An 18841-nucleotide genomic window follows, 5' to 3' on the forward strand; every position below is an offset into this window, starting at 1 on the left:
GGGCCGACCATGTATGAAAAAAGAAACGACCAGGCCGCTGCGGATCACGTGATCCATCCCCTGAAGTCTCTGACCCGGGCGCAGTTTGCAGCCCTGGGTGGCAATGCCGTCGCCTATACCCGCGCCGTCAGCGGCGCCGTGCTGGGCGAGATGATTGAAGACGCCACATTCGAGCCCGAGGGCGAGTATCAGTTGGTGATGTCGGCCGATGGCAAGCCGCTGCTGGTGACCGATACCGCCGAGGGCGTAACCGACTGGCTCGAAGAGAGCAGCCTGGGCCTGGCAACGCTGCATTAGGCGCAGCGGCCGGCACCGGCCAACAAAAAACCCTCCGACCGCAAGGCCGGAGGGTTTTTTGTTTATCCGGCCCGATCAGGCCGCGTAGTGGGTGGCGATCGGGGCGGTCAGCAGCGCATGGATGCGGGCAGAATCGTCCATGCGGCGCAGCTCGTCGACCACCGATTCGGTGCGCAGCAGGCGGGCCACTATTGAGAGGGCCTTGAGGTGATCGGCCCCGGCCCCGGTGGGGGCCAGGAGCATGACCACCAGATCGACCGGCTGATCGTCCAGCGAATCAAAATCGATCGGCTGGTCGAGCCGGGCAAACAGGGCCGTCACACCGCCCAGGCCGGCGATCTTGCCATGGGGAATGGCGATGCCATTGCCGAGACCGGTCGAGCCCAGATCCTCCCGGCTGACGATAGCGGAAAGGATCTCGGCCTGGGGGCTGCCGGTCAATTCGGCAGCCCGCTCAGCAAGTTGTTCAAACAACTGGCGTTTCGTTTCTACGCCCGTGCAGCAAAGCACAGCACGCTCAGCCAGGATATCGGCCAATTCCATACAATTCGCCCTGAGATCAGTCATACAATTGTCGGCGCGGCAGCCTTCAATTGGCTCCGAGTGCTGGATCAATCCAGCCTATATTGCCGTCGGAGCGGCGGTAGACCACATTGAGCCCGCCATGTCCAGCGTGGCGGAACATCACAACCTGTCCGCCGCTGAGATCGAGCTCCATCACCGCCTCTTCAACACTGAGCTGGCGCAGGTTCTTGGTGGTTTCGGCAATCACGGCCGGCGCGTAGTCGGCATCGAGCTCGTCAAACTGATCGCCGGAATCGAACACCGTATACTGCGCCATAACCTCGCCATCGCCATTGGCGCCGCGACGGTGCTGCTTGAGCTTGCGGTTATAGCGGCGCAGGCGCTTCTCGATATTGAGCGCCATCACTTCATAGGCCGCCGTGGCATCGCCACCCTGGGCGCTGGCCTGCAGCGTCGCGCCGGAATCGAGGTGAACCACGCAGTCGGCCCGGAAACCAATGCCATCGGGGGTGAGGGTCAAATGTCCGTCATAGCCGCCGTCGAAATACTTGCCCACGACAGCCTCGAAATGCTCTTCCGCCTTGCCGCGGAGTGCATCGCCGACGTCCATGTTCTTTCCCGAAACGCGTAAGGTCATGGCTTCCTCTTTCTTTCTCGTCGTTGTGCGACGCGAGAGCTGCCGAAAGCCGGGTTGCGGACATCGGGTCTCGCGCCTGTTGCCTACCCACAGGATGTGGGTATGCGACAGGTGCAATGCTAGACCTGCGTCCAACGCAGGCGCAATGCGCAACTGCCCGTTCTGGTTTGTTTATCCTTTGGACTTCGCCTGAAATTGGCCTTAACTTTCGCGGGCAGTTTCGCCCGGTGGCCAAGTGATTCAGGCCATGCGCTCGAGATTTTTCATCTGGCGGCGCCGGATGACCGACGAGGGGATGTTCATGGCCTCGCGGTATTTGGCCACGGTGCGCCGCGCCAGATCGATGCCCTGCTCCTGCTTGAGCATATCGGCGATGGTATCGTCGCTGAGCACATCGGTGACCACTTCGGCCGCGATAAGCTGGCGAATGCGGTGGCGCACGGCTTCGGCCGAGTGATCGACGCCACCGTCGCTGGAGGCGATGGCGGTGGTGAAGAAATATTTCATCTCAAACAGGCCGCGCGGCGTGGCGATATATTTGTTGGCTGTGACGCGGCTGACGGTGGATTCGTGCATGTCGATGGTTTCGGCCACCATGCGCAGGGTCATCGGCTTGAGATGGGCAATGCCATGGGTAAGGAAGCCATCCTGCTGGCGCACGATCTCGCTGGCGACCTTGAGAATGGTCTGGGCGCGCTGGTCGAGGGATTTGGTGAGCCAGTTGGCGGTCGAGAGGCTGTCGGACAGAAAGGCCTTTTCCGCCGGGTTGCGGGTCAATTTGGAGACGGTCGCGTAATAGACCCGGTTGATCAGCACGCGCGGCAGCACTTCGGTGTTGAGCTCGACCTGCCAGGCGCCATCATTGCCGCGGCGCACGAAGACATCGGGGACCACGGTTTCCACCGGGCCACTGTCAAAGGCCAGGCCCGGCTTGGGATCGAGCTGGCGGATCTCGGCCAGCATGTCGGTGAGATCCTCGCGGTCGCAGCCGACGGCACGCATCAGGCCCAGCATGTCGTGCTCGGCCAACAGGCCAATATTGTCGAGCAGCGCCTGCATCATGGGGTCGAGCCGGTCGCGATCGCGCAGCTGGATGGCCAGGCACTCGGGCACGGTGCGGGCAAAGACGCCAACCGGATCGCAGCCCTGCAGCACGCCGAGCACGGCCTCGATATCGGCCACTTCGGCGCCCAGCTGCTCGGCCAGGGCGGCAATATCGAGCGTCAGATAGCCGGCCTCGTTGAGACCATCGATGAGATGGCGGGCAATCAGCCGGTCGGCCGTGGTGCGCAGCAGCATATTGGCCTGCGCCTCGAGGTGCTCGCCCAGAACGGGGCGCGAGGCGACATATTGGTCGATGTCGGGGGCCTCGCCGCCCTCGCTGGCGCCATTGCGGTCGAGCCGCGTGCTGGGCACCAACTGGTCCTGCGCGCCCTGATCGGGAAAGACATTCTCGACGGCGGTGTCATAGCCATCAGCGATGGAGGTGGCATCCTGGATGCGGTCGCCGCGATCGACGGTATCCTCATAGGCGCTGATTTCGGTGGAGCGCTCGGGCGGCTGGGCCGGTTCGGCATCGCCGGGCTCGGCGCCATCCTCGCGCTCGAGCAGCGGATTGCGCAGCAGCTCGGCTTCGACGAAGTCATTGAGCTCAAGATGGCTCAGCTGCAGCAGACGGATCGACTGCATCAGCTGCGGCGTCAGCGTCAGGCTCTGGGCCTGGCGAAATTCAAGACGCGGCGAAAGAGCCATACGGCGGAGACCTTTAGCGCAAATTCCGGCTGTTTCCAGCCACTTCCCAGCGCGGACCATGCCTCAAAAAAACAGAACCAGCAAGTTTCATGCCAGTATCATGCTGGCGCCGGCCAAAGCCGGTTGGCACCGGGCCGGATCAGATCTCGAAATTCTCGCCGAGATAGACGCGGCGGGCGTCGGGGTCAGCGCTGATGGTTTCCGGGCGGCCCTGGATCATCACCTTGCCGCCGTGGATGACATAGGCGCGATCCACCAGGCCCAGCGTTTCGCGCACGGCGTGGTCGGTGATCAGCACGCCAATGCCGCGATGGGTGAGCTGGCGCACCAGGCCCTTGACCTCGGCCACGGCGATGGGATCGACGCCGGCAAAGGGCTCGTCGAGCAGCATGAAGGCGGGATCGGCGGCCAGGGCACGGGCGATCTCGACGCGGCGGCGTTCGCCGCCCGAGAGGGCCAGCGCGTTGGAATTGGCCAGATGCTGGATGGAGAATTCCTCGAGCAGCGAGGCGAGCCGCGCCTTGCGGGCCTTGCGGTCGGAAATGTGGTTTTCGAGCACGGCCATGATATTGCCGGTCACGGTCAGCCCGCGGAAAATCGAGGGCTCCTGCGGCAGATAGCCGATGCCGAGCTGGCCGCGCTGGAACAGCGGCAGGCGGGTGATGTCGCGGCCATCGATCTGGATACTGCCCGCGTCGGGTTTGACCAGGCCCATGATCATGGTGAAGACCGTGGTCTTGCCGGCGCCATTGGGGCCGAGCAGGCCGACGGCCTCGCCGCGGCGCAGGGCAATGGAGACGTCGCGCACCACCACGCGCTTGCCAAAGCTCTTGGCAAGGCTGTGGGCGACCAGCCAGCCCGTGCGGTCGATTCGCGGCTTGGGGTCCTGGGTCATTGCGAGTTGAACACCCCGGTGACCCGGCCGGACTGGCCGCTGGTGAAGGTGGAGACATTGGTCTCCAGGTTCACCACCAGTTCGCTGGCGTTGACGGTGCCGCCGGCATTGACCACCACGACATCGCCGGTGAGGCGCAGCAATTGGTCGGCCGGTGTGAAGACGGCGCGCTGGCCGGTGGCGGTCTGATCCACGGTCTGCAGCTTGACGTCGCCGGTGGCCTCAAAGGTCTTGATGTCGCTGGTGCCGCCATCGCCATAGGTGGCGACAACCTTGGGCGCCCAGACGGTGACGGTGGGATGGACCACCACGACATTGCCGGTGAAGACAGCGGTGTGATTGGCCTCGTCGAGGTCAAACAAATCGGCGGTGATATTGACCTTGCTCTGCGCCAGGGCCGGTGTCGCCAACAGGGCCAGAGCCAGGGCGAGGAATGCGAGCGGGCGAAGCATCATGGTGATTTTGATCCGGGCGTCGACGGCAGGGTGACGTTGGCGCGCGAGAATGTCCAGCGCGCGGCATTGGTATCATAGCTCATGCCGACGCTGTCGAGCGTGGTGCCATCGGCCTGATCGACATGGACGGGCCCCTGCCCCACCAGCTGCTGGTTGGCATAGTCGAAGACGGAATTGACGATGGTGCCGGTGGTGCCGGTGGATTCCGAAATATTGGCGACGCCGGGGATGGTGACGGTCTCGGCGGCCATATCGAGCGTGGAATCGACCGCGGTGATGGTGGTGGTGACGCCATTGAGCTTGCGCAGCACGAGGCGCGCATCGGTGAGCGCGATGCGATCGGTGCTGCCGATGGCGGCCTTGGCCTGGCCGGCCCAGACGCGATAGGTGGTGCCATTGTCCAGGACGCCGGAATATTCGGGCGTTTCAATCGAGACACTGTCGCGGGTGACCGAAATGCGGCCGACGCCGAAGCGGGTGCCCAAGCTCGAAATATAGATTTCGCCGAGCAACGCGGTCAGCACCAGGGCGCCAGCCAGCGGCACGGCGAGACGCAGCACGCGCACGCGGCGATTGCGCCGCATCAGCCCCTGGTAGATGGCGGCGCGCCGGGCGGCATCGGCCGAGAAATCAAAGCCAGTGGCTGCCATCAGCTATGCGCGAAGATGTCGACTTCGCCCCAGCCGAGGAGATCGAGCTCGCAGCGGGTGTTGAGGAAGTCAAAGCAGGACTGGGCCAGCGCGGTGCGCCCCTCGCGGGCCAGCATGCGATCGAGATGGCGGCGCAGATCATGCAGATGCAGCACATCGGCGGCGGCATAATCGAGCTGGGCATCGCTGAGCTTGTCGCTGCCCCAATCCGAGCTCTGCTGCTGCTTGGAAATGTCCAGGTTCAGCAGCTCGCGGCAGAGGTCCTTGAGGCCATGCCGGTCAGTATAGGTGCGGACGAGGCGCGAAGCGATCTTGGTGCAATAGATCGGGCCGGTGACGACGCCGAAGCGCTGGCGCAGCACGGCGACGTCGAAGCGGGCATAGTGGAAGATCTTGGTGATGGCAGGATCGGACAGCAGCTTGACCAGATTGGGCGCATCAGTGGCGTCCTTGGGGATCTGCACGATATCGGCACTGCCATCGCCGGGGGAGAGCTGGACGACGCAGAGGCGATCGCGATGCGGATCAAGGCCCATCGTTTCGGTGTCGATGGCGACGGCGCGCCCGTCATAATTGGACAGATTGGGCAGATCGCCGCGATGCAGTCGGATGGCCATGGTGGTCTCGATGAGTTTGCTTGTCTGGTGATGACACAGCATCAAGGCGTTGGGAAGGCATGGGGGGCGCGGCTTCAGGTCGGCCTCAGATGGGCGACTTGCGCCGGCGGCTGCTGAGCACGGCTATGCCCAGGCCGAGCAGCAGCGCCCCCAGCAGCGGCCAATAGCGCCAGCGGGCAAAGGGGGTGGGCGGCAGGCGCTCATCGGGCACCACATCGAGCACGGCCATCTGCAACGGCGGCAATTGCGCGGTGATGCGGCCGAGCGGGTCGGTGGCAAAGGTCAGGCCCGAATTGGCGGCGCGGATCAGGCTCATGCCCTCCTCGACGGCGCGGACTCGGGCGTGCTGGGCATGCTGGGCGGGGCCAATGGAATTGTCGAACCAGGCATCATTGGTGATGTTGAGCAGGTATTGCGCGGTCTGGGTGTCGCCCAGATCGCCGGAGAACAGGATCTCGTAGCAGATGACGGCGAGGAACACCGGCATGCCGGGCAGGCTCATCAGCCGCCGCTTGGCATCGCCATGCGCCCAGCCCTCGGCGCCGGGGACGAATTGCTTGATGCCCAATTGGGCAAAGAAGGGCGCAAAGGGCAGGAATTCGCCGAAGGGCACCAGATGGGATTTGTCATAGCTGGCGATGACCTCGCCATTGGTGTCGATGGCCAGAAGCGCATTGTAGGGCGGGCCGGCGCTGGCACTGGCGCCGGGCAGATAATCCTGCCGGGGCGCACCGGCCAGCAGCGTCGCGCCCTCGGGCAGCATGCGGGCGATGCGCGCCAGAGCCTCGGGATAGGATGAGAGGAAGAACGGCAGGCTGGATTCGGGCCAGACCAGGGTGTTGATATCGGCCAGGCCCTGATCGGCCGGGTCCATGCGCATTTCCGACAGCATGAGCAGGCGGTCAATCAGCGCGACGGGGTCGGCCTTGGCCCAGTCGGCATGTTCATAGACCAGCGGCTGCACCAGGCGCAGGCTGACATCGGTGCGCGGGGTGACGATGGTGCCGCTGATGCGGTTGGAGCCGTAGCCGAGTTGGGCGGCAATGACGCCGATGGCCAAAAAGAACGGCAAGAGGCGCCGATTGAGGCTGCGGCCGTCGGCAGGCCAGATCAGCGCCGGCGTCATGGCGAGAAGCGCGGCCAGCAAAGTGAGCCCATAGATGCCGATGACGGCGGCCAGCTGCATCATCTCGTCATTGGGGGTGAGCGCATAGCCCAACAGGTCAAACGGGAAACCGGTCAGGAGATGGCCGCGGGCCCATTCGGCCATGGTCAGAAAGGTAGCCAGGGTCACAATGCGCCAGGGACCATGCGACCAGAACAGATGCGCCAGCGCGCTGGCGAGGCCCCAGAAGAAGGCGATGAGCGCCGCTAGAGCGAGAATGGCAAAGGGCATGATGACCAGCATGACGCCGCCATCGACGAAAAAGGCGGCGCCGAGCCAATGGAAAGCGACGGTGAAATAGCCCCAGCCAAAGGCAAAGCCGATGGTGAAGGCCTGGCCGAACAGCCGCCGCCAGCCACGGCCGGGCGTGGCGCCATCCAGGCACCAGACCCAGATGGGGAAGGCGACAAAGAGCGCCGGCAGCACGAAGAGCGGGGGGATCGACAGCCCGGCGAGGGCCCCGGCCAGCACGAGCAGCAGGAAGCGGCGCCAGCCATGGCTGAGCATGGCGGTCTCGGCAAGCCAGGTCATGGCCGGACACTCGGCGAATCAGGGCGCATGCGGCCAAGCTGGCCGGTGGGACCCTTAGCGTCAAGGCAGGTGCCGCGGACGTGCGCGCGCGGCAGACTTTGACATCGTAAAAGGCAATGTTAGTCTGGGTTTAGGCGAGAAAATTCCCGAGCATATAAGCCAAACCAATGGACCTCGATCAGCTCCGTACCTTTGACCGCATCGTGCGCGAGCAGAGTTTCACCCGCGCGGCGGCCCATCTCAACATTACCCAGGCCACGGCCTCGATGCGCATCCGGGCGCTGGAGCAATTGCTGGGCGTGACGCTGTTCCAGCGCGGGCGCACGGTGACGCTGACCGACCAGGGCATGACCTTTCTGCCGTTTGCGCGGCGCATCATCGGCACGGCGCAGGAAGCGCGCGAGGCGCTGCGGCTGGCCGAGCGCGGGCGGGTGGCCATTGCCTCGCTGCGCACGCTGGTGTCGCCACTGATCACCGAATCCCTGCTGCGCTTCCAGGAAAAATACCCCCATGTCGATGTGGTGGTGAACGAGGGGCGGCAGTCGCAAATCGTCGCCATGCTGCATGAGCGCAATGTGGAAATGGGCATATTGTGCTGGCCCAATCTTGATCCGCTGGTGGTCGACCTGCAGCCGCTGATGGTGATGCGCGAGCGGGTGCCGCTGGTGGTGTCGCCCGAGATCGCATCAAAACTCTCCAGCCAGCCCGAGATCGAGGAGGTGCTGGCGCTGGTGCCTCGCGTGATATCGCTGCGCTGGTGGCAGGCCGAGCCGGAACAGGCGGCGGCACTGGCCCGCATGGCGCAGACCAGCGTTGACCTGCCCACCGGGCCGGCACGGCGGCTGGCCATGAAGGGCCAGGGGCTGGGGTTCTTCGTGCAGTCGGCCATTGCCGAGGATGTGGCGGCGGGGCGGCTGGTGGAGATCGCGCCGACCCATTTCGAGCCGCTGCACCGCGACACCGCCATGGTGGTGCGCTCGGCGGCGGCGCTCAAGCGCGAAATGCTCGCCGATTTTGTGCGCGAGATTGCGCATGAATGCGCCAATGTGGGCATTATCATCGAGGACCGCCTGGACGAGATGCTCGCGCAGGCGTGAGGGGGACTGCGCCTATGGTTGAGTATGACTTTGTCATCGCGGGCGGCGGATCGGCCGCCTGCGTGGCCGCGATGCGGCTGGTGCGCGATTTCGGCTGTTCGGTGCTGTTGATCGAGCGTGGACCGGCGCGGACGCATCGGCTGATGGATATGCCGGCTGGCTATATGAAGTTCCTGGCGCGGGACGATTTCCTCGAAATGCACAAGACCGTGCCGCAGCCGCAACTGGGCGGCCGCGCCCCCATCGTGCCGGTGGGCAAGGCGCTGGGCGGCGGCAGTGCGGTCAATGCCATGGTCTATATGCGCGGCCAGGCGGCGGACTATGACGGCTGGGCGGCCGGGCTGGGCAACAGCGGCGCATGGTCCTATGCGGACATGCTGCCCCATTTCACTGGCATCGAAGCCAATAGTCGCTTCAACGATGAATTCCACGGCATTGATGGCAATCTGCGCGTCTCCGAGCCGGCGCATATCTCGCCGACCACCGAGGACTTTTTGCGGGCGGCGCAGGGACTAGGGCACGCCTATAATCCCGACTTCAACGGTGCCCGCCAGAACGGGGTGGGCATCATGCAGCACACCTATGGGCAATGGGGGCGCTATACCGAGCGGTCGGATGCGCGCAAGGCGTTCCTGGTGCCGCTCGAAGACGATCCGCGCCTGACCATTGTGACCGATGCGCGGGTGGACCGCATCCTGATCGAGAATGGCCGGGCCGTGGGCCTGGAATATCGCAAGGACGGCGAGAGCCAGATCGTGCGGGCCTCGCGCGAAGTGCTGGTGGCGGCCGGCAGCTACAACAGCGCCAAGCTGATGATGCTGAGCGGGCTGGGGCCGGCCGCGCACTTGCGTGCGCATGGCATTGCCGTCGTGGCGGACCTGCCGGGCGTCGGACAGAATCTGCAGGACCACCATGAAGTGCCGGTAATTGCCACCACGCGCGGCAAGTCGGGCTATTTCGGCCAGGACAAGGGCTGGGCCATGCTGCGCAACGGGCTGCAATATCTGGCGTTCAACTCGGGACCCGTGACGACCACGGGCATCGAGGCCTGCCTGTTCTTTGACCCCGATGGCGGCGAGCGACCAACCATCCAGCTCTATTGCGCGCCCATCGTCTATCTCGACCGCGACGTCAGCGCCGCCGAGCCGACCTGGGGCGTGACCTTCACCTCATGTCTGTTGCGGCCCAAGGCGCGCGGCAGCGTGACGCTGCGCTCGGCCGACCCGGCCGACCAGCCGCTGGTCAATTGCAACTTCTTTGGCGATCGCGACGATCTCAGGCTGACCATGGCGGCGCTCGAGACAGCACGGGCGCTGCTGGCCACCGAACCGTTCAGGAGCAAAATAGCCGAGGAGCTGCTGCCCGGAGCAGAGGTGATGGCGGACCCGGTGGCGCTGGAGCGCTATTGCGGCCAGACCGTCAAGACCAATTACCACCCGGTGGGCACGCTGCGCATGGGGCTCGACAGCGACCCCAGCGCCGTGGTGACGCCGGATCTGAAGGTAAAAGGCATCGACGGATTGCGGGTGATCGACTGCTCGATCATGCCGCAGATCGTGTCGGGCAATACCAATGCCCCGGCCATGGCCATCGGCAGCAAGGCGGCCAGCCTGATCGGGGGCGCCTAGCGCGCGAGGAGCCCGGCCGCGCGGGCCGCATCGAGAAAGGTGCGGCTCACCGGCACGATGGTGCCGTTTTCCAGCTCCAGCACCGGCTTGCCGGCCTGTCGGGACGAGCGCCTGACGGCGTCCAGCGCCACCCAGTGGGAGCGATGGACCTGGAGGCCCGGCACGGGTGCCGTCTCGCGGATGGCGTCAGACAGGCGGATCAGCACCAGCGTGGTGCCGCGATCGGTGGTGACATCGACATAGTGGTCGTTGACGGCCAGATGCAGCAGCCGGCCGCGCTGCGGCAAGGCCAGCCGATCGAGCAGGGGCGGCCGGATTGTCGCCGCCGGCACAGGCGCAGCGACAGGCGCGGGCGCGGACTGGCGCAGGCCGGCGGCAACCGTGGTGACGAGGGCGGCGATGGGGATGCAATAGGCCGCGAGCACCGGCAGGCTGATGGATGGCTCGACACCATCAAAGGCCAGCAGATTGATCAGCCAGACGGAAAGGGCGATGGGCAGGCCGGCGACAGCGCCGCCCAGCCCGGCCGCCATTGGTCGCGGCCAGTGGTTGGGCAAGAGGGATAGCACCACAATATCGACCAGAGTGCCCAGCGCCGCGGTGATGACCACCACGACGGTCCAATAGGCGAGCCGGGGACCGAGCGGCATTTCAAAGGTACCGAATGGCCCCACCATGCCCATGAGCAGGCTGGCGCCCGCCAGCACCAGCCAGCTGGTGGGATGGGCGGCGAGGCGGTGTATTTCACGCAGCGCGAACTGCAGGGGGCGCGATTTCACGGACAATCTGGACCGCTGACGAAGGAAGCGTTGCAGCGGCCAGTGTAGTGAGAAAAGGCAGGACAACAAGTTCAACCCGAGACGTTTTACCCGAGGCTTGCGTCCATGTCCCTTGCGCCCCTGCTGTCTGCCAGTCCCATCATCCAGATCCATGCCTTTGCCGCCATGCTGGCCTTCGGGCTGGGCGGGGTGGTGCTGTTCCGCCGCAAGGGCGATGGGGCACATAAGAGCGCCGGCCGCATCTGGGTGGGGCTGATGGTTGCGGTGGCGGTCAGCTCGCTGTTCATCTGGGAACTGCGCATGTTCGGGCTGTTCAGCCCGATCCACCTGCTGTCGCTGGGCTCGCTGGTGAGCCTGTGGCTGGGCGTGCGCCTGGCCCGCAAGCACCAGATCTCAGCGCATCGGCGCACCATGCAGGCGACCTATCTGCTGGCGCTGGTGCTGACGGGCTGGTTCACCTTCATGCCCGGACGCATCATGAACCAGGTGGTGTTCGGGCCCCAGGGCGCCGGGCCGACCGAGAGCGCTATCTTCATCGTGGTGTCGCTGCTGGTGGGCGCCGGTGCCATCTGGCTGGTGCGTCGGGCCGGGCGCGGGATGGGGCGCCCTGCCCTCAAACAGAATCCCAGCTAGGCGCGGTCGCGTCAGGCGCTGCCAATCAGAATGCCGGCGGCAAAGACCAGCGCGCCGCCGAGCACCACCTGCAGCGCAGCCCGCCAGAACGGTGTGTGCATATAGCGGTTCTGAATGAAGGCGATGGCCCAGAGCTCGACCAGCACGACGACAAAGGCCACGGCGGTGGCAATGGTGAAGTCGTGGATGAGATAGGGCAAGGCATGGCCCAGGCCGCCGATGGCCGTCATGATGCCAGCGGCGAGGCCGCGCTTGATGGGCGAGCCGCGGCCCGTGAGCTTGCCATCGTCGGAGGCCGCTTCGGTAAAGCCCATGGAAATGCCGGCGCCGACGGCGGCGGCGAGGCCGACCAGGAAAGTCTGGTGCGTGTCGCCCGTGGCAAAGGCAGCGGCAAAGACCGGCGCCAGGGTGGAGACCGAGCCATCCATCAGCCCGGCGAGGCCCGGCTGCACATAGGTCAGCACGAACTGGCGATGGGCCTCGCCGGCCTCGACGTGGCGGCCTTCGGCACCCAGAACCGCCGCATCGATGCGGTCGGCGGCCTCGGCATGCTTGCGCTCCTGCGCCGCCAGGTCGCCGAGCAGTTTGCGCACATTGGCGTCGCCCGCCTGCTTGGCCGCCTCAAGATAGAAATGGTAGGCCGATTCCTCCATTTCCCAGACCAGCTGGCGCACATCCTCGAGCTTGAGATTGTTCATCAGCCAGATCGGCTTGCGGGCGAGGAAGCCCCGAACATTCTCGCGGCGGATCGGGGCCAGCTGCGGCCCGAAGCGCTCGACATAGAGATCGAGGAGCCGCCGGCGATGCTCGTTCTCCTCGGCCGCCATGCCCTCAAACAAGGCCGCTGAGCCCGGATAATTGCCGACCAGCTTGGTGGCGAACTCGGCATAGATGCGGCTATCTTCCTCCTCGGCCGAAATGGCCAGGGCGAGGATTTCCCGCTCGGTGAGAGAGGAAAACGGCCGGCGGCTATCGGGCAAAAAGCTGAGCATGGATGAAGACTTTTTAGAATGGTTCTAAACAATGTCTAGAATCATTCCAAACTGTTGGCAAGCCCATGCGCCCAATGCGGGCCGGCCGCAGCGTCAGACCAGCATGGACTGCAGGGCAAAAATGCCGGCCATGGCGCCGCCCGAGGAGGCCAGGGTGACCGAGGCCATGGGGCTGGTGAGATCGCCGGCGGCATAGATGCCGGCAAGCGAGGTTTCGCGGCGATCATCGACCTTGATCACCTGACCAAGGGGATGGTCGACCATGGCCAGACCGAGCGCGGCATGCAGGCCCGCCGATGGCGCCGAGCGCGGATGGGCGAACAGCACATCGACGCTGACACTGGCGCCGGTATCGAGGACAATCTGCGACAGTTGGCCATCAACATGCTGGATGGCAATCACATTGCCCTCGATCAGATCGACCTGCCGCGCGGCGAGATCGGCGCGCACGGCCTCTGAGATGTCGTGGCCATTGGCAAAGACGGTGCGGTGGCCGGTCCACAGGCCATAGAGCATGGCCGCATGGGCGCTGTGCTCGCCCGACCACAGCAGGCCCCAATGGCGGTCGGCAACCTCGAAACCATCACAGAAGGGGCACGAGACAATCGAGCGACCCCAGCAATCGGCAAAGCCGGGAATGGCCGGCATCTGGTCGGCCACGCCATAGCTGAGCAGCAGGCGGCGGGCGCGCAGGGCGGCACCGTCGCTGGTGGTGACGACGAAGTCATCGCTGGCGCCGGATATGGCTTCGGCACGGGCCGATACGAGCCTGACGCTGGGATAGCGCTGCAACTGCGTCCGTGCGTCGGCCAGAATGGCGGCCGGGGGACGATGGTCGTGCCCCAGCAGGCCATGGGAATGGCCGGCAAAGCGATTGCGGTTCTGCCCGGTGTCGAGAACGGTGACGGCGCGGCGGGCGCGCCCGAGCTGCAGGGCCGCGGCGAGGCCGGCGAAGCTGCCGCCGATGATGAGGACGTCGTCTTGGGACATGAGAATACCTTTGTGCGGAGGCGGTCTGGCAGGCCGGACAGCGGCAGGCCCGCCGCCCGCCCGATTATGTAACTTTATATGTTACTTGATAACGCGACCGTCAACCCTGTTGTGCACTTGCTGCTGTCGCCCGCTGCCGGCAATGCTATGCTGAGGTTCAAGTCGACAGCAGTGGGGGGACTGATCGTGAAGAAAGTGCTGGTCATCGCGGCCCTGAGCCTGAGCTGTGCCACGCCAAGCCTGGCCTTTGATGAAGCCACTGCGGCCATCGTTGCGCACCACAAGGCTGGCAAGCCGATCAACATCACCGATGTCGCCCAGCTGATGCGGTCGAGCGAGCGCTGGTGCTACAATCAGGACGGCACCACCTGCGACTGGTCGGACGTCTATCTCGAGGTCACCGACGCCGGCGCCGACTATGAAATCAGCAATGCCTGGAACGAGACCTATGACATCGCCTTTGTCGACAAGGGCGTGTTTGAGGACAATCGCTCTATCTGCGAGACCGGCTTTGACTGGGTGCCCAGCGTGCGCGCCAGCCTGCGGGCCGATGGCAGTGTGGTCAGCGGCCGGGCCCTGGCCACGCTGAAGGCCGACATTGCCGCTGAAATCGCCGATGGCGACAGCACCAGGAACTGCTTTGACTATCTCTGGCAAGGCGCCGACACCGCGGCGCAGACGATTACCCTGCTGCAGCGGCAATATGTCGATGGCGCCTATGACGCGAGCCGCGACACGCCGGTGACGCTGCATTTCGACCCCGCGAGCGCCGCGGCGCTGACCTGGCGCTGGTAGGCCGGCGCCGACCGAGAGGTTGACGCCGGGGTGACCAGACGACATTGTCCGGCCCGAATTGATCCGGGACCGCGACCGTGTTGCCCAAATTGCTGCGTCTTCTGGCCTGGGCAGCCCTGTTCGCAGGGCTGTGCCTGACCACACCGACCCCTGAAATCGCCAATGTCGTCACCCTGGTGCTGCTCGGCGTCGGGGTGATCATCCTTGTGGTGTCGCCGGAGGCGCGCGGGGTGCTGGGGCAGCCAGTGATTATGCTGCCGCTGCTGGCCGGCGGCTTGCTGCTGATTGCGCTGGTGATCACCGCCAAATCGCCGCTGCATGTGCTGGCGATCCTGGTGCTGGCGCCCTTGTGGTTCGCTGGCGGCCACGCGGCCCTGCTCGCGCGCATCCGGGCACGGCTGACGCCGGTGGTCATCGGCAGTCTTGCCCTGGTGGGAACCGCCGCCGGCGCCGGCATTGCCGCATTTGACGTGCTGGTGCGGCAGCAGGGTCGCGGCGGATCGCTGGTGAACAATCCCATTCACCTTGCCGATCTCACGCTGATGCTGGGATGCGTGGCGCTAGTGGGCCTGTTTGACCCGCGACCGCGGCGTCTGCTGTTCCTGGCGGGGCCGGTGCTGGCATCCGTGGCGATTGGCTACACGGGCGCGCGTGGCGCGCTGGTCGCGCTGGTGCCCATGCTTGTGGTTGGGGGCGGGCTGCTGGCCTTCCTCATCCTGCCACGGCGACGGGCCCGGCAGCTGGTCGGCCTGGGCGTGGCTGGCATCGTCCTGGCGCTGGGTGCAACCTTCGCGCTTGGCCTGGGCGGCCGGATCAGCGGTTTGCTCGATGTCGCGCTGGCCCTGGTGCGCGGCGAACCGACCGATGGCGCGGTGACCGAACGCTTGTCGATGTATCAGACTGCGTGGAATGCCTTTCAGGCGTCGCCCTGGTTCGGCTTTGGCATGATCGATTTCACCACGCTGGTGGCGCCCTATATGCCGCCACAGTATAATTATGCGCCTTCGGGGCATCTGCACAATGACATCGCCGATTTCGCCGTGATTGGCGGCGTGCTGGGGCTGGCCTGCTATGGCCTGCTGATTGCCGCGCCACTGGTGGGCGGTCTGACGGCGCGCGGCCCTGACCGGCCGGTGGTGCTCTATCTTGGCGTCGTCACCAGCCTGGGCTATTTCAGCATGGGCCTGACCAATGCCATGCTGGGCCTTCTGACCCAGACCGTGCTTTTTGGCGTCATCCTGTCGCTGATGGCGACCCTGGCCTACCCCTCTCCAAGAGACTTGCCGTGACCGGTACACCGATCCATATCGCTTTGACCTTCGACGACAATTTCTGGGCGCCGGCCTATGCCACCATGCGCTCGGTGTGCCTGTTCAGCCATCGCCGCAGCGACCTGGTCTTTCACCTGTGCCACCGCACGCTGACCGATGCGCACCGGGCCGATATCGCGGCAATCACCAGCGAGTTTCCGGTGACACTGCACTGGTATGATCTGGACGCCTCGGCGCTGTTCCGGGATGTGGCCAAGCGCATGCCGGAGAACAAGCGGCTGAGCAATATCGTCTATGCACGGCTGATGATCGACCGGCTGGTGGGACCGGAGGTTGAGCGCGTGCTCTATCTCGATTGCGACATGCTGGTGCGTGACAATATCGAGAAACTCTATGACATCGACATGGAAGGGCATCCGATCGCTGCGGTGCGCGACAGTATCGGCGCCTTCATCACCGGCGGGCGCGACCTCCGGTCCAACGCGGACCTGTTCAACATCGCCGACCCCTATTTCAATGCCGGCATGGTGCTGATCGACGTCCAGCAATGGCGGGCTGCGGACCTGATCGGGCGCATGGAACAGGCGCTGGCCGATGGCGTGATGGCGCGGATCTATTACGACCAGGATTTTCTTAACCTGGTGTTCGCGCGCAACTGGCTGCAGTTGCCCTGGCGCTGGAACACCATCGACGCCCGTCATGCGCATGAGGGGCTCGACCCGGCGATCCTGCACTACACCGGCAAGACCAAGCCCTGGGGCGTGCTCTCAGGCATGCTGCAGTCCGTGGCCTTTGCCCGGCTCTACCGGCATGTGATGACCAATGCGCTGTTCTACCGCTTCGCCCGGCACCGCTGGGCGCGCTGGTGGAAGAAGAAGCTGCGGCTGCGCTAGACCTCAGGTCAGGGCAATGCCTTCGCGCTGGCACAGCGTCCAGAGGGCGCTGCCGGGTTCGGGCAGGGGCAGGTCGGCGCGGCCGCGGCGGGTGAGTTGGCTGCGCCAGAGATGAATAGCGAGGGTCTCCGGGCCAATGGCGGCATCGACGCTGGAGCCGGCCTGCATCAGGGCCGGGATGCCCTCATAGGGTATGGGATAGAGCACGCTGCTGGGGCGGACCAGATCGGCGAGGCCGCGCTGGGCCATATAATGGGTCAGCGCCATGGGGCCGGTGGCGCCATATTGCATGTCTTCGGGGGCAACGGTCTGGCCGAGCAGGCGCCGGGCCGCGACCTCGAGACGCCGGAAGATGGGCAGATGCGGCTCCAGGAGCGGCCGTTCGGGATCGGTGAAGATCGAGAGCAGATCATCGAGCAGGGGCGCATCGGGCGGGATATGCAGCACGGCGCCATTGATCGAGCCGGGCCGCTCATAGGCCATCAGATAGTCGGGCGGGCCTTCGATGGCGCGCACGCAATAGACGTCGAGATCGGCATAGACGCCGCGGCCCTGGCGCAGCGCCATCATGCGGAAATAGTCCGAGAACACGCCCGGCGTGCCCTTGCCCTTGTAGAACACCAGGGTCTCGCGCGGCAGCACATCGGCGGCATTGCAGGCGATGGCTTCGGGCGGCAGGCCGACGATGGGGTCGAAGGCATAGACCTCCACGCGATGGCCAGCCCGGTGAAAAGAGGCAATGCTCAGCCGCTCCAGCCAGCTCATGGGTCCGTGCCAGAAGCTGACGATGGTGGGCAAGGCAGTGGTCATGGCCGTCCGGATCACAGGGCAGGTGCCGGGCTGTGTTAGCCCAGCAGGCACTGCCCTGTCACCCCCGGCGCGCTGGGATCAGGCCAGGGCGCCGTTGCTGAGCGAGGTGGCCAGCGGCGCCGGGCGCTCGACCGGGGTCTTGATGTCGATGGTGCGGCCCTCGCGCGCGGCGATCTCGAAGGCTTCCATGACCTCCAGCACATGCAGGGCCAGATCGCCATTGGCGCGATGCGGACGATTGCCCAGGATGCCCAGGGCCATGTCGGCGACGCCGAGCGAGCGATAATTGCCATCGGCATAGGGCTGGGTGACCGGCACGCCGGCCCAGGCCTCGTCGCGGCCGCGCTTGCGCAGCTCGACATCGCCACCGAACAGGTTCGGATCGGGGATGATCAGGCTCGCCTCGGTGCCATAGAGTTCGAGCGGCACATGCTTGTGCGCGGCAACGTCAAAGCTCATGCCGACCTGGACGATGGCGCCATTGGCAAAGCCGAGCGAACCGGTGACATGGGTATCGACATGCACATCCATGATCTGGCCCTTCTTGGGCTCGGACAGCACGGGGCGCTGCTTGCGCAGGCGCGAAGCCATGGCCGAGACGCGGGCGACCGGGCCCAGCAGATTGACCAGATCGGTGATGTAATAGGGGCCCATGTCGAGCACCGGGCCGCCGCCGATATCGTAGTAGAAGGCCGGATCGGGATGCCAGGCTTCATGGCCCGGCACCTGCATGAAGGCGGTGCCACCGATGATCTGGCCGAGGACGCCGCTATCGACCACGGCACGGGCCTGCTGATGCGCGCCGCCCAGGAAGGTATCGGGCGCCGAGCCAATGCGCAGGCCGGCCTTGTTGGCGGCGTCGAGCAGCTTGCGGCCTTCGGCATAATTGATGCCGAGGGGCTTTTCGGAATAGACATGCTTGCCGGCGGCCAGGCACTTGAGGCCGACTTCGACATGGGCGCGCGGAATGGTGAGGTTGACGATCAGCGCGATTTCCGGATCAGCCAGCATGGCGTCGATGGACATCGATTTCAGGCCGAACTCGCTCGCGCGGGCCTCGGACGCCTCGGGGCGCATGTCAGCCAGGCCCTTGATATCGAGCATGGGAAAGCCCGCAAGGTTGTCATGGCCGGTGATCGCCCGCAGATAGGCGGACGAAATATTGCCGGTGCCGATGAAGCCGACGCCAAGGCGCTTGGTGGTCATTTGCGCAATCCTCCTCAGAATATGGCGGCAAACTAGCGATGTCGGGCGCATCGCGCCAGCCGGTGCGGCCATTTTATTTGGATTGCGCAGAATGTGTTTTCTGGAGTTGGCGGAGATGCGTTTCAGGGCGCCGCGGCGTGGAAGTCCGCTATGAAAAGAGCTTCACTTACTGGTGGCTGGCAGGCATAGATACGTGCTGTTTGTATAGATAGCGATTCAGGAC

At 65.1% G+C, this 18841-nt stretch carries 19 protein-coding genes and 1 pseudogene; 7 read left to right on the top strand and 13 right to left on the bottom strand.

The genetic code is table 11. The features are described from left to right. Window positions 1-9 precede the first annotated feature (9 nt). Window positions 10-297, top strand: coding sequence for a DUF1150 family protein (locus E8M79_RS02020; RefSeq protein WP_137150259.1), 288 nt, complete (start codon window positions 10-12; stop codon window positions 295-297). A 75-nt stretch (window positions 298-372) separates the two neighbouring features. Here the strand turns inward: E8M79_RS02020 and E8M79_RS02025 are convergent, their stop codons facing one another. The 8 genes and pseudogenes from E8M79_RS02025 to lnt all read right to left on the bottom strand — a co-directional run bounded on the left by E8M79_RS02025 (window position 373) and on the right by lnt (window position 7524). Further along, window positions 373-840 carry a PTS sugar transporter subunit IIA gene (locus E8M79_RS02025; RefSeq protein ID WP_137150260.1) on the bottom strand — a complete coding sequence of 156 codons (468 nt, stop codon included), beginning with the start codon at window positions 838-840 and terminating at the stop codon, window positions 373-375. Between the two features lie 46 nt (window positions 841-886). Beyond that, window positions 887-1459 carry a ribosome-associated translation inhibitor RaiA gene (gene raiA / locus E8M79_RS02030; RefSeq protein ID WP_137150261.1) on the bottom strand — a complete coding sequence of 191 codons (573 nt, stop codon included), beginning with the start codon at window positions 1457-1459 and terminating at the stop codon, window positions 887-889. 240 nt (window positions 1460-1699) lie between these two features. After that, complete coding sequence (gene rpoN, locus E8M79_RS02035) at window positions 1700-3211, bottom strand: RNA polymerase factor sigma-54 (RefSeq protein WP_137150262.1); 1512 nt, start codon at window positions 3209-3211, stop codon at window positions 1700-1702. A gap of 139 nt (window positions 3212-3350) precedes the next feature. Then, window positions 3351-4082: pseudogene (gene lptB, locus E8M79_RS02040) on the bottom strand (LPS export ABC transporter ATP-binding protein); the annotation flags it as partial. A gap of 20 nt (window positions 4083-4102) precedes the next feature. After that, the gene (locus E8M79_RS02045; RefSeq protein WP_137150264.1) at window positions 4103-4561 is read right to left on the bottom strand and encodes an LptA/OstA family protein; all 459 of its coding nucleotides are present in this window, start codon (window positions 4559-4561) and stop codon (window positions 4103-4105) included. After that, window positions 4558-5211, bottom strand: coding sequence for a hypothetical protein (locus tag E8M79_RS02050; RefSeq protein ID WP_137150265.1), 654 nt, complete (start codon window positions 5209-5211; stop codon window positions 4558-4560). The genes E8M79_RS02045 and E8M79_RS02050 overlap by 4 nt, the downstream gene beginning before the upstream one ends. Then, window positions 5211-5828, bottom strand: coding sequence for a ribonuclease D (locus tag E8M79_RS02055; protein ID WP_137150266.1), 618 nt, complete (start codon window positions 5826-5828; stop codon window positions 5211-5213). The genes E8M79_RS02050 and E8M79_RS02055 overlap by 1 nt, the downstream gene beginning before the upstream one ends. An 85-nt stretch (window positions 5829-5913) precedes the next feature. After that, entirely contained in the window at window positions 5914-7524 is a 1611-nt protein-coding gene (lnt, locus tag E8M79_RS02060; protein WP_137150267.1) for an apolipoprotein N-acyltransferase, read from the bottom strand. Window positions 7525-7691: 167 nt separating this feature from the next. Between lnt and E8M79_RS02065 the strand changes: the two genes are divergently transcribed. Then, the gene (locus tag E8M79_RS02065; protein WP_137150268.1) at window positions 7692-8621 is read left to right on the top strand and encodes a LysR family transcriptional regulator; all 930 of its coding nucleotides are present in this window, start codon (window positions 7692-7694) and stop codon (window positions 8619-8621) included. Window positions 8622-8635: 14 nt separating this feature from the next. Then, a complete protein-coding gene (locus tag E8M79_RS02070) occupies window positions 8636-10249 on the top strand; it encodes a GMC family oxidoreductase N-terminal domain-containing protein (RefSeq protein WP_137150269.1) in 1614 nt (537 codons plus the stop codon). On the opposite strand, the gene E8M79_RS02075 is transcribed toward E8M79_RS02070, so the two are convergent. Next, on the bottom strand, window positions 10246-11028 hold the full coding sequence (locus tag E8M79_RS02075) for a LytTR family DNA-binding domain-containing protein (protein WP_171015672.1): 783 nt from the start codon (window positions 11026-11028) through the stop codon (window positions 10246-10248). The genes E8M79_RS02070 and E8M79_RS02075 overlap by 4 nt on opposite strands. Before the next feature lie 105 nt (window positions 11029-11133). On the opposite strand from E8M79_RS02075, the gene E8M79_RS02080 reads away from it, so the two are divergent. After that, on the top strand, window positions 11134-11661 hold the full coding sequence (locus E8M79_RS02080) for a DUF2306 domain-containing protein (RefSeq protein WP_137150271.1): 528 nt from the start codon (window positions 11134-11136) through the stop codon (window positions 11659-11661). Between the two features lie 11 nt (window positions 11662-11672). Here the strand turns inward: E8M79_RS02080 and mbfA are convergent, their stop codons facing one another. Next, the gene (gene mbfA / locus E8M79_RS02085) at window positions 11673-12653 is read right to left on the bottom strand and encodes an iron exporter MbfA (RefSeq protein ID WP_137150272.1); all 981 of its coding nucleotides are present in this window, start codon (window positions 12651-12653) and stop codon (window positions 11673-11675) included. Between the two features lie 93 nt (window positions 12654-12746). Further along, window positions 12747-13643 carry an NAD(P)/FAD-dependent oxidoreductase gene (locus E8M79_RS02090; RefSeq protein ID WP_137150273.1) on the bottom strand — a complete coding sequence of 299 codons (897 nt, stop codon included), beginning with the start codon at window positions 13641-13643 and terminating at the stop codon, window positions 12747-12749. A 186-nt stretch (window positions 13644-13829) separates the two neighbouring features. Between E8M79_RS02090 and E8M79_RS02095 the strand changes: the two genes are divergently transcribed. From E8M79_RS02095 to E8M79_RS02105, 3 genes are all read left to right on the top strand, one after another. Next, window positions 13830-14438 (top strand): hypothetical protein, encoded by a 609-nt coding sequence (locus E8M79_RS02095; RefSeq protein WP_137150274.1) that lies wholly within the window; start codon window positions 13830-13832, stop codon window positions 14436-14438. A gap of 77 nt (window positions 14439-14515) precedes the next feature. Next, window positions 14516-15727 carry an O-antigen ligase family protein gene (locus E8M79_RS02100; protein WP_137150275.1) on the top strand — a complete coding sequence of 404 codons (1212 nt, stop codon included), beginning with the start codon at window positions 14516-14518 and terminating at the stop codon, window positions 15725-15727. Further along, the gene (locus E8M79_RS02105) at window positions 15724-16602 is read left to right on the top strand and encodes a glycosyltransferase family 8 protein (protein ID WP_137150276.1); all 879 of its coding nucleotides are present in this window, start codon (window positions 15724-15726) and stop codon (window positions 16600-16602) included. Before E8M79_RS02100 ends, E8M79_RS02105 begins: the two co-directional genes overlap by 4 nt. A gap of 3 nt (window positions 16603-16605) precedes the next feature. Here E8M79_RS02105 and E8M79_RS02110 read toward each other — a convergent pair whose 3' ends face one another. Together E8M79_RS02110 and E8M79_RS02115 are read right to left on the bottom strand one after the other, a co-directional pair. Continuing rightward, the gene (locus E8M79_RS02110) at window positions 16606-17412 is read right to left on the bottom strand and encodes a hypothetical protein (RefSeq protein WP_137150277.1); all 807 of its coding nucleotides are present in this window, start codon (window positions 17410-17412) and stop codon (window positions 16606-16608) included. A gap of 78 nt (window positions 17413-17490) precedes the next feature. Continuing rightward, a complete protein-coding gene (locus tag E8M79_RS02115; protein WP_137150278.1) occupies window positions 17491-18618 on the bottom strand; it encodes a Gfo/Idh/MocA family oxidoreductase in 1128 nt (375 codons plus the stop codon). Window positions 18619-18841 lie beyond the last annotated feature (223 nt).

Source organism: Devosia sp. FKR38, from assembly GCF_005222805.1.
Taxonomy (GTDB): domain Bacteria; phylum Pseudomonadota; class Alphaproteobacteria; order Rhizobiales; family Devosiaceae; genus Devosia.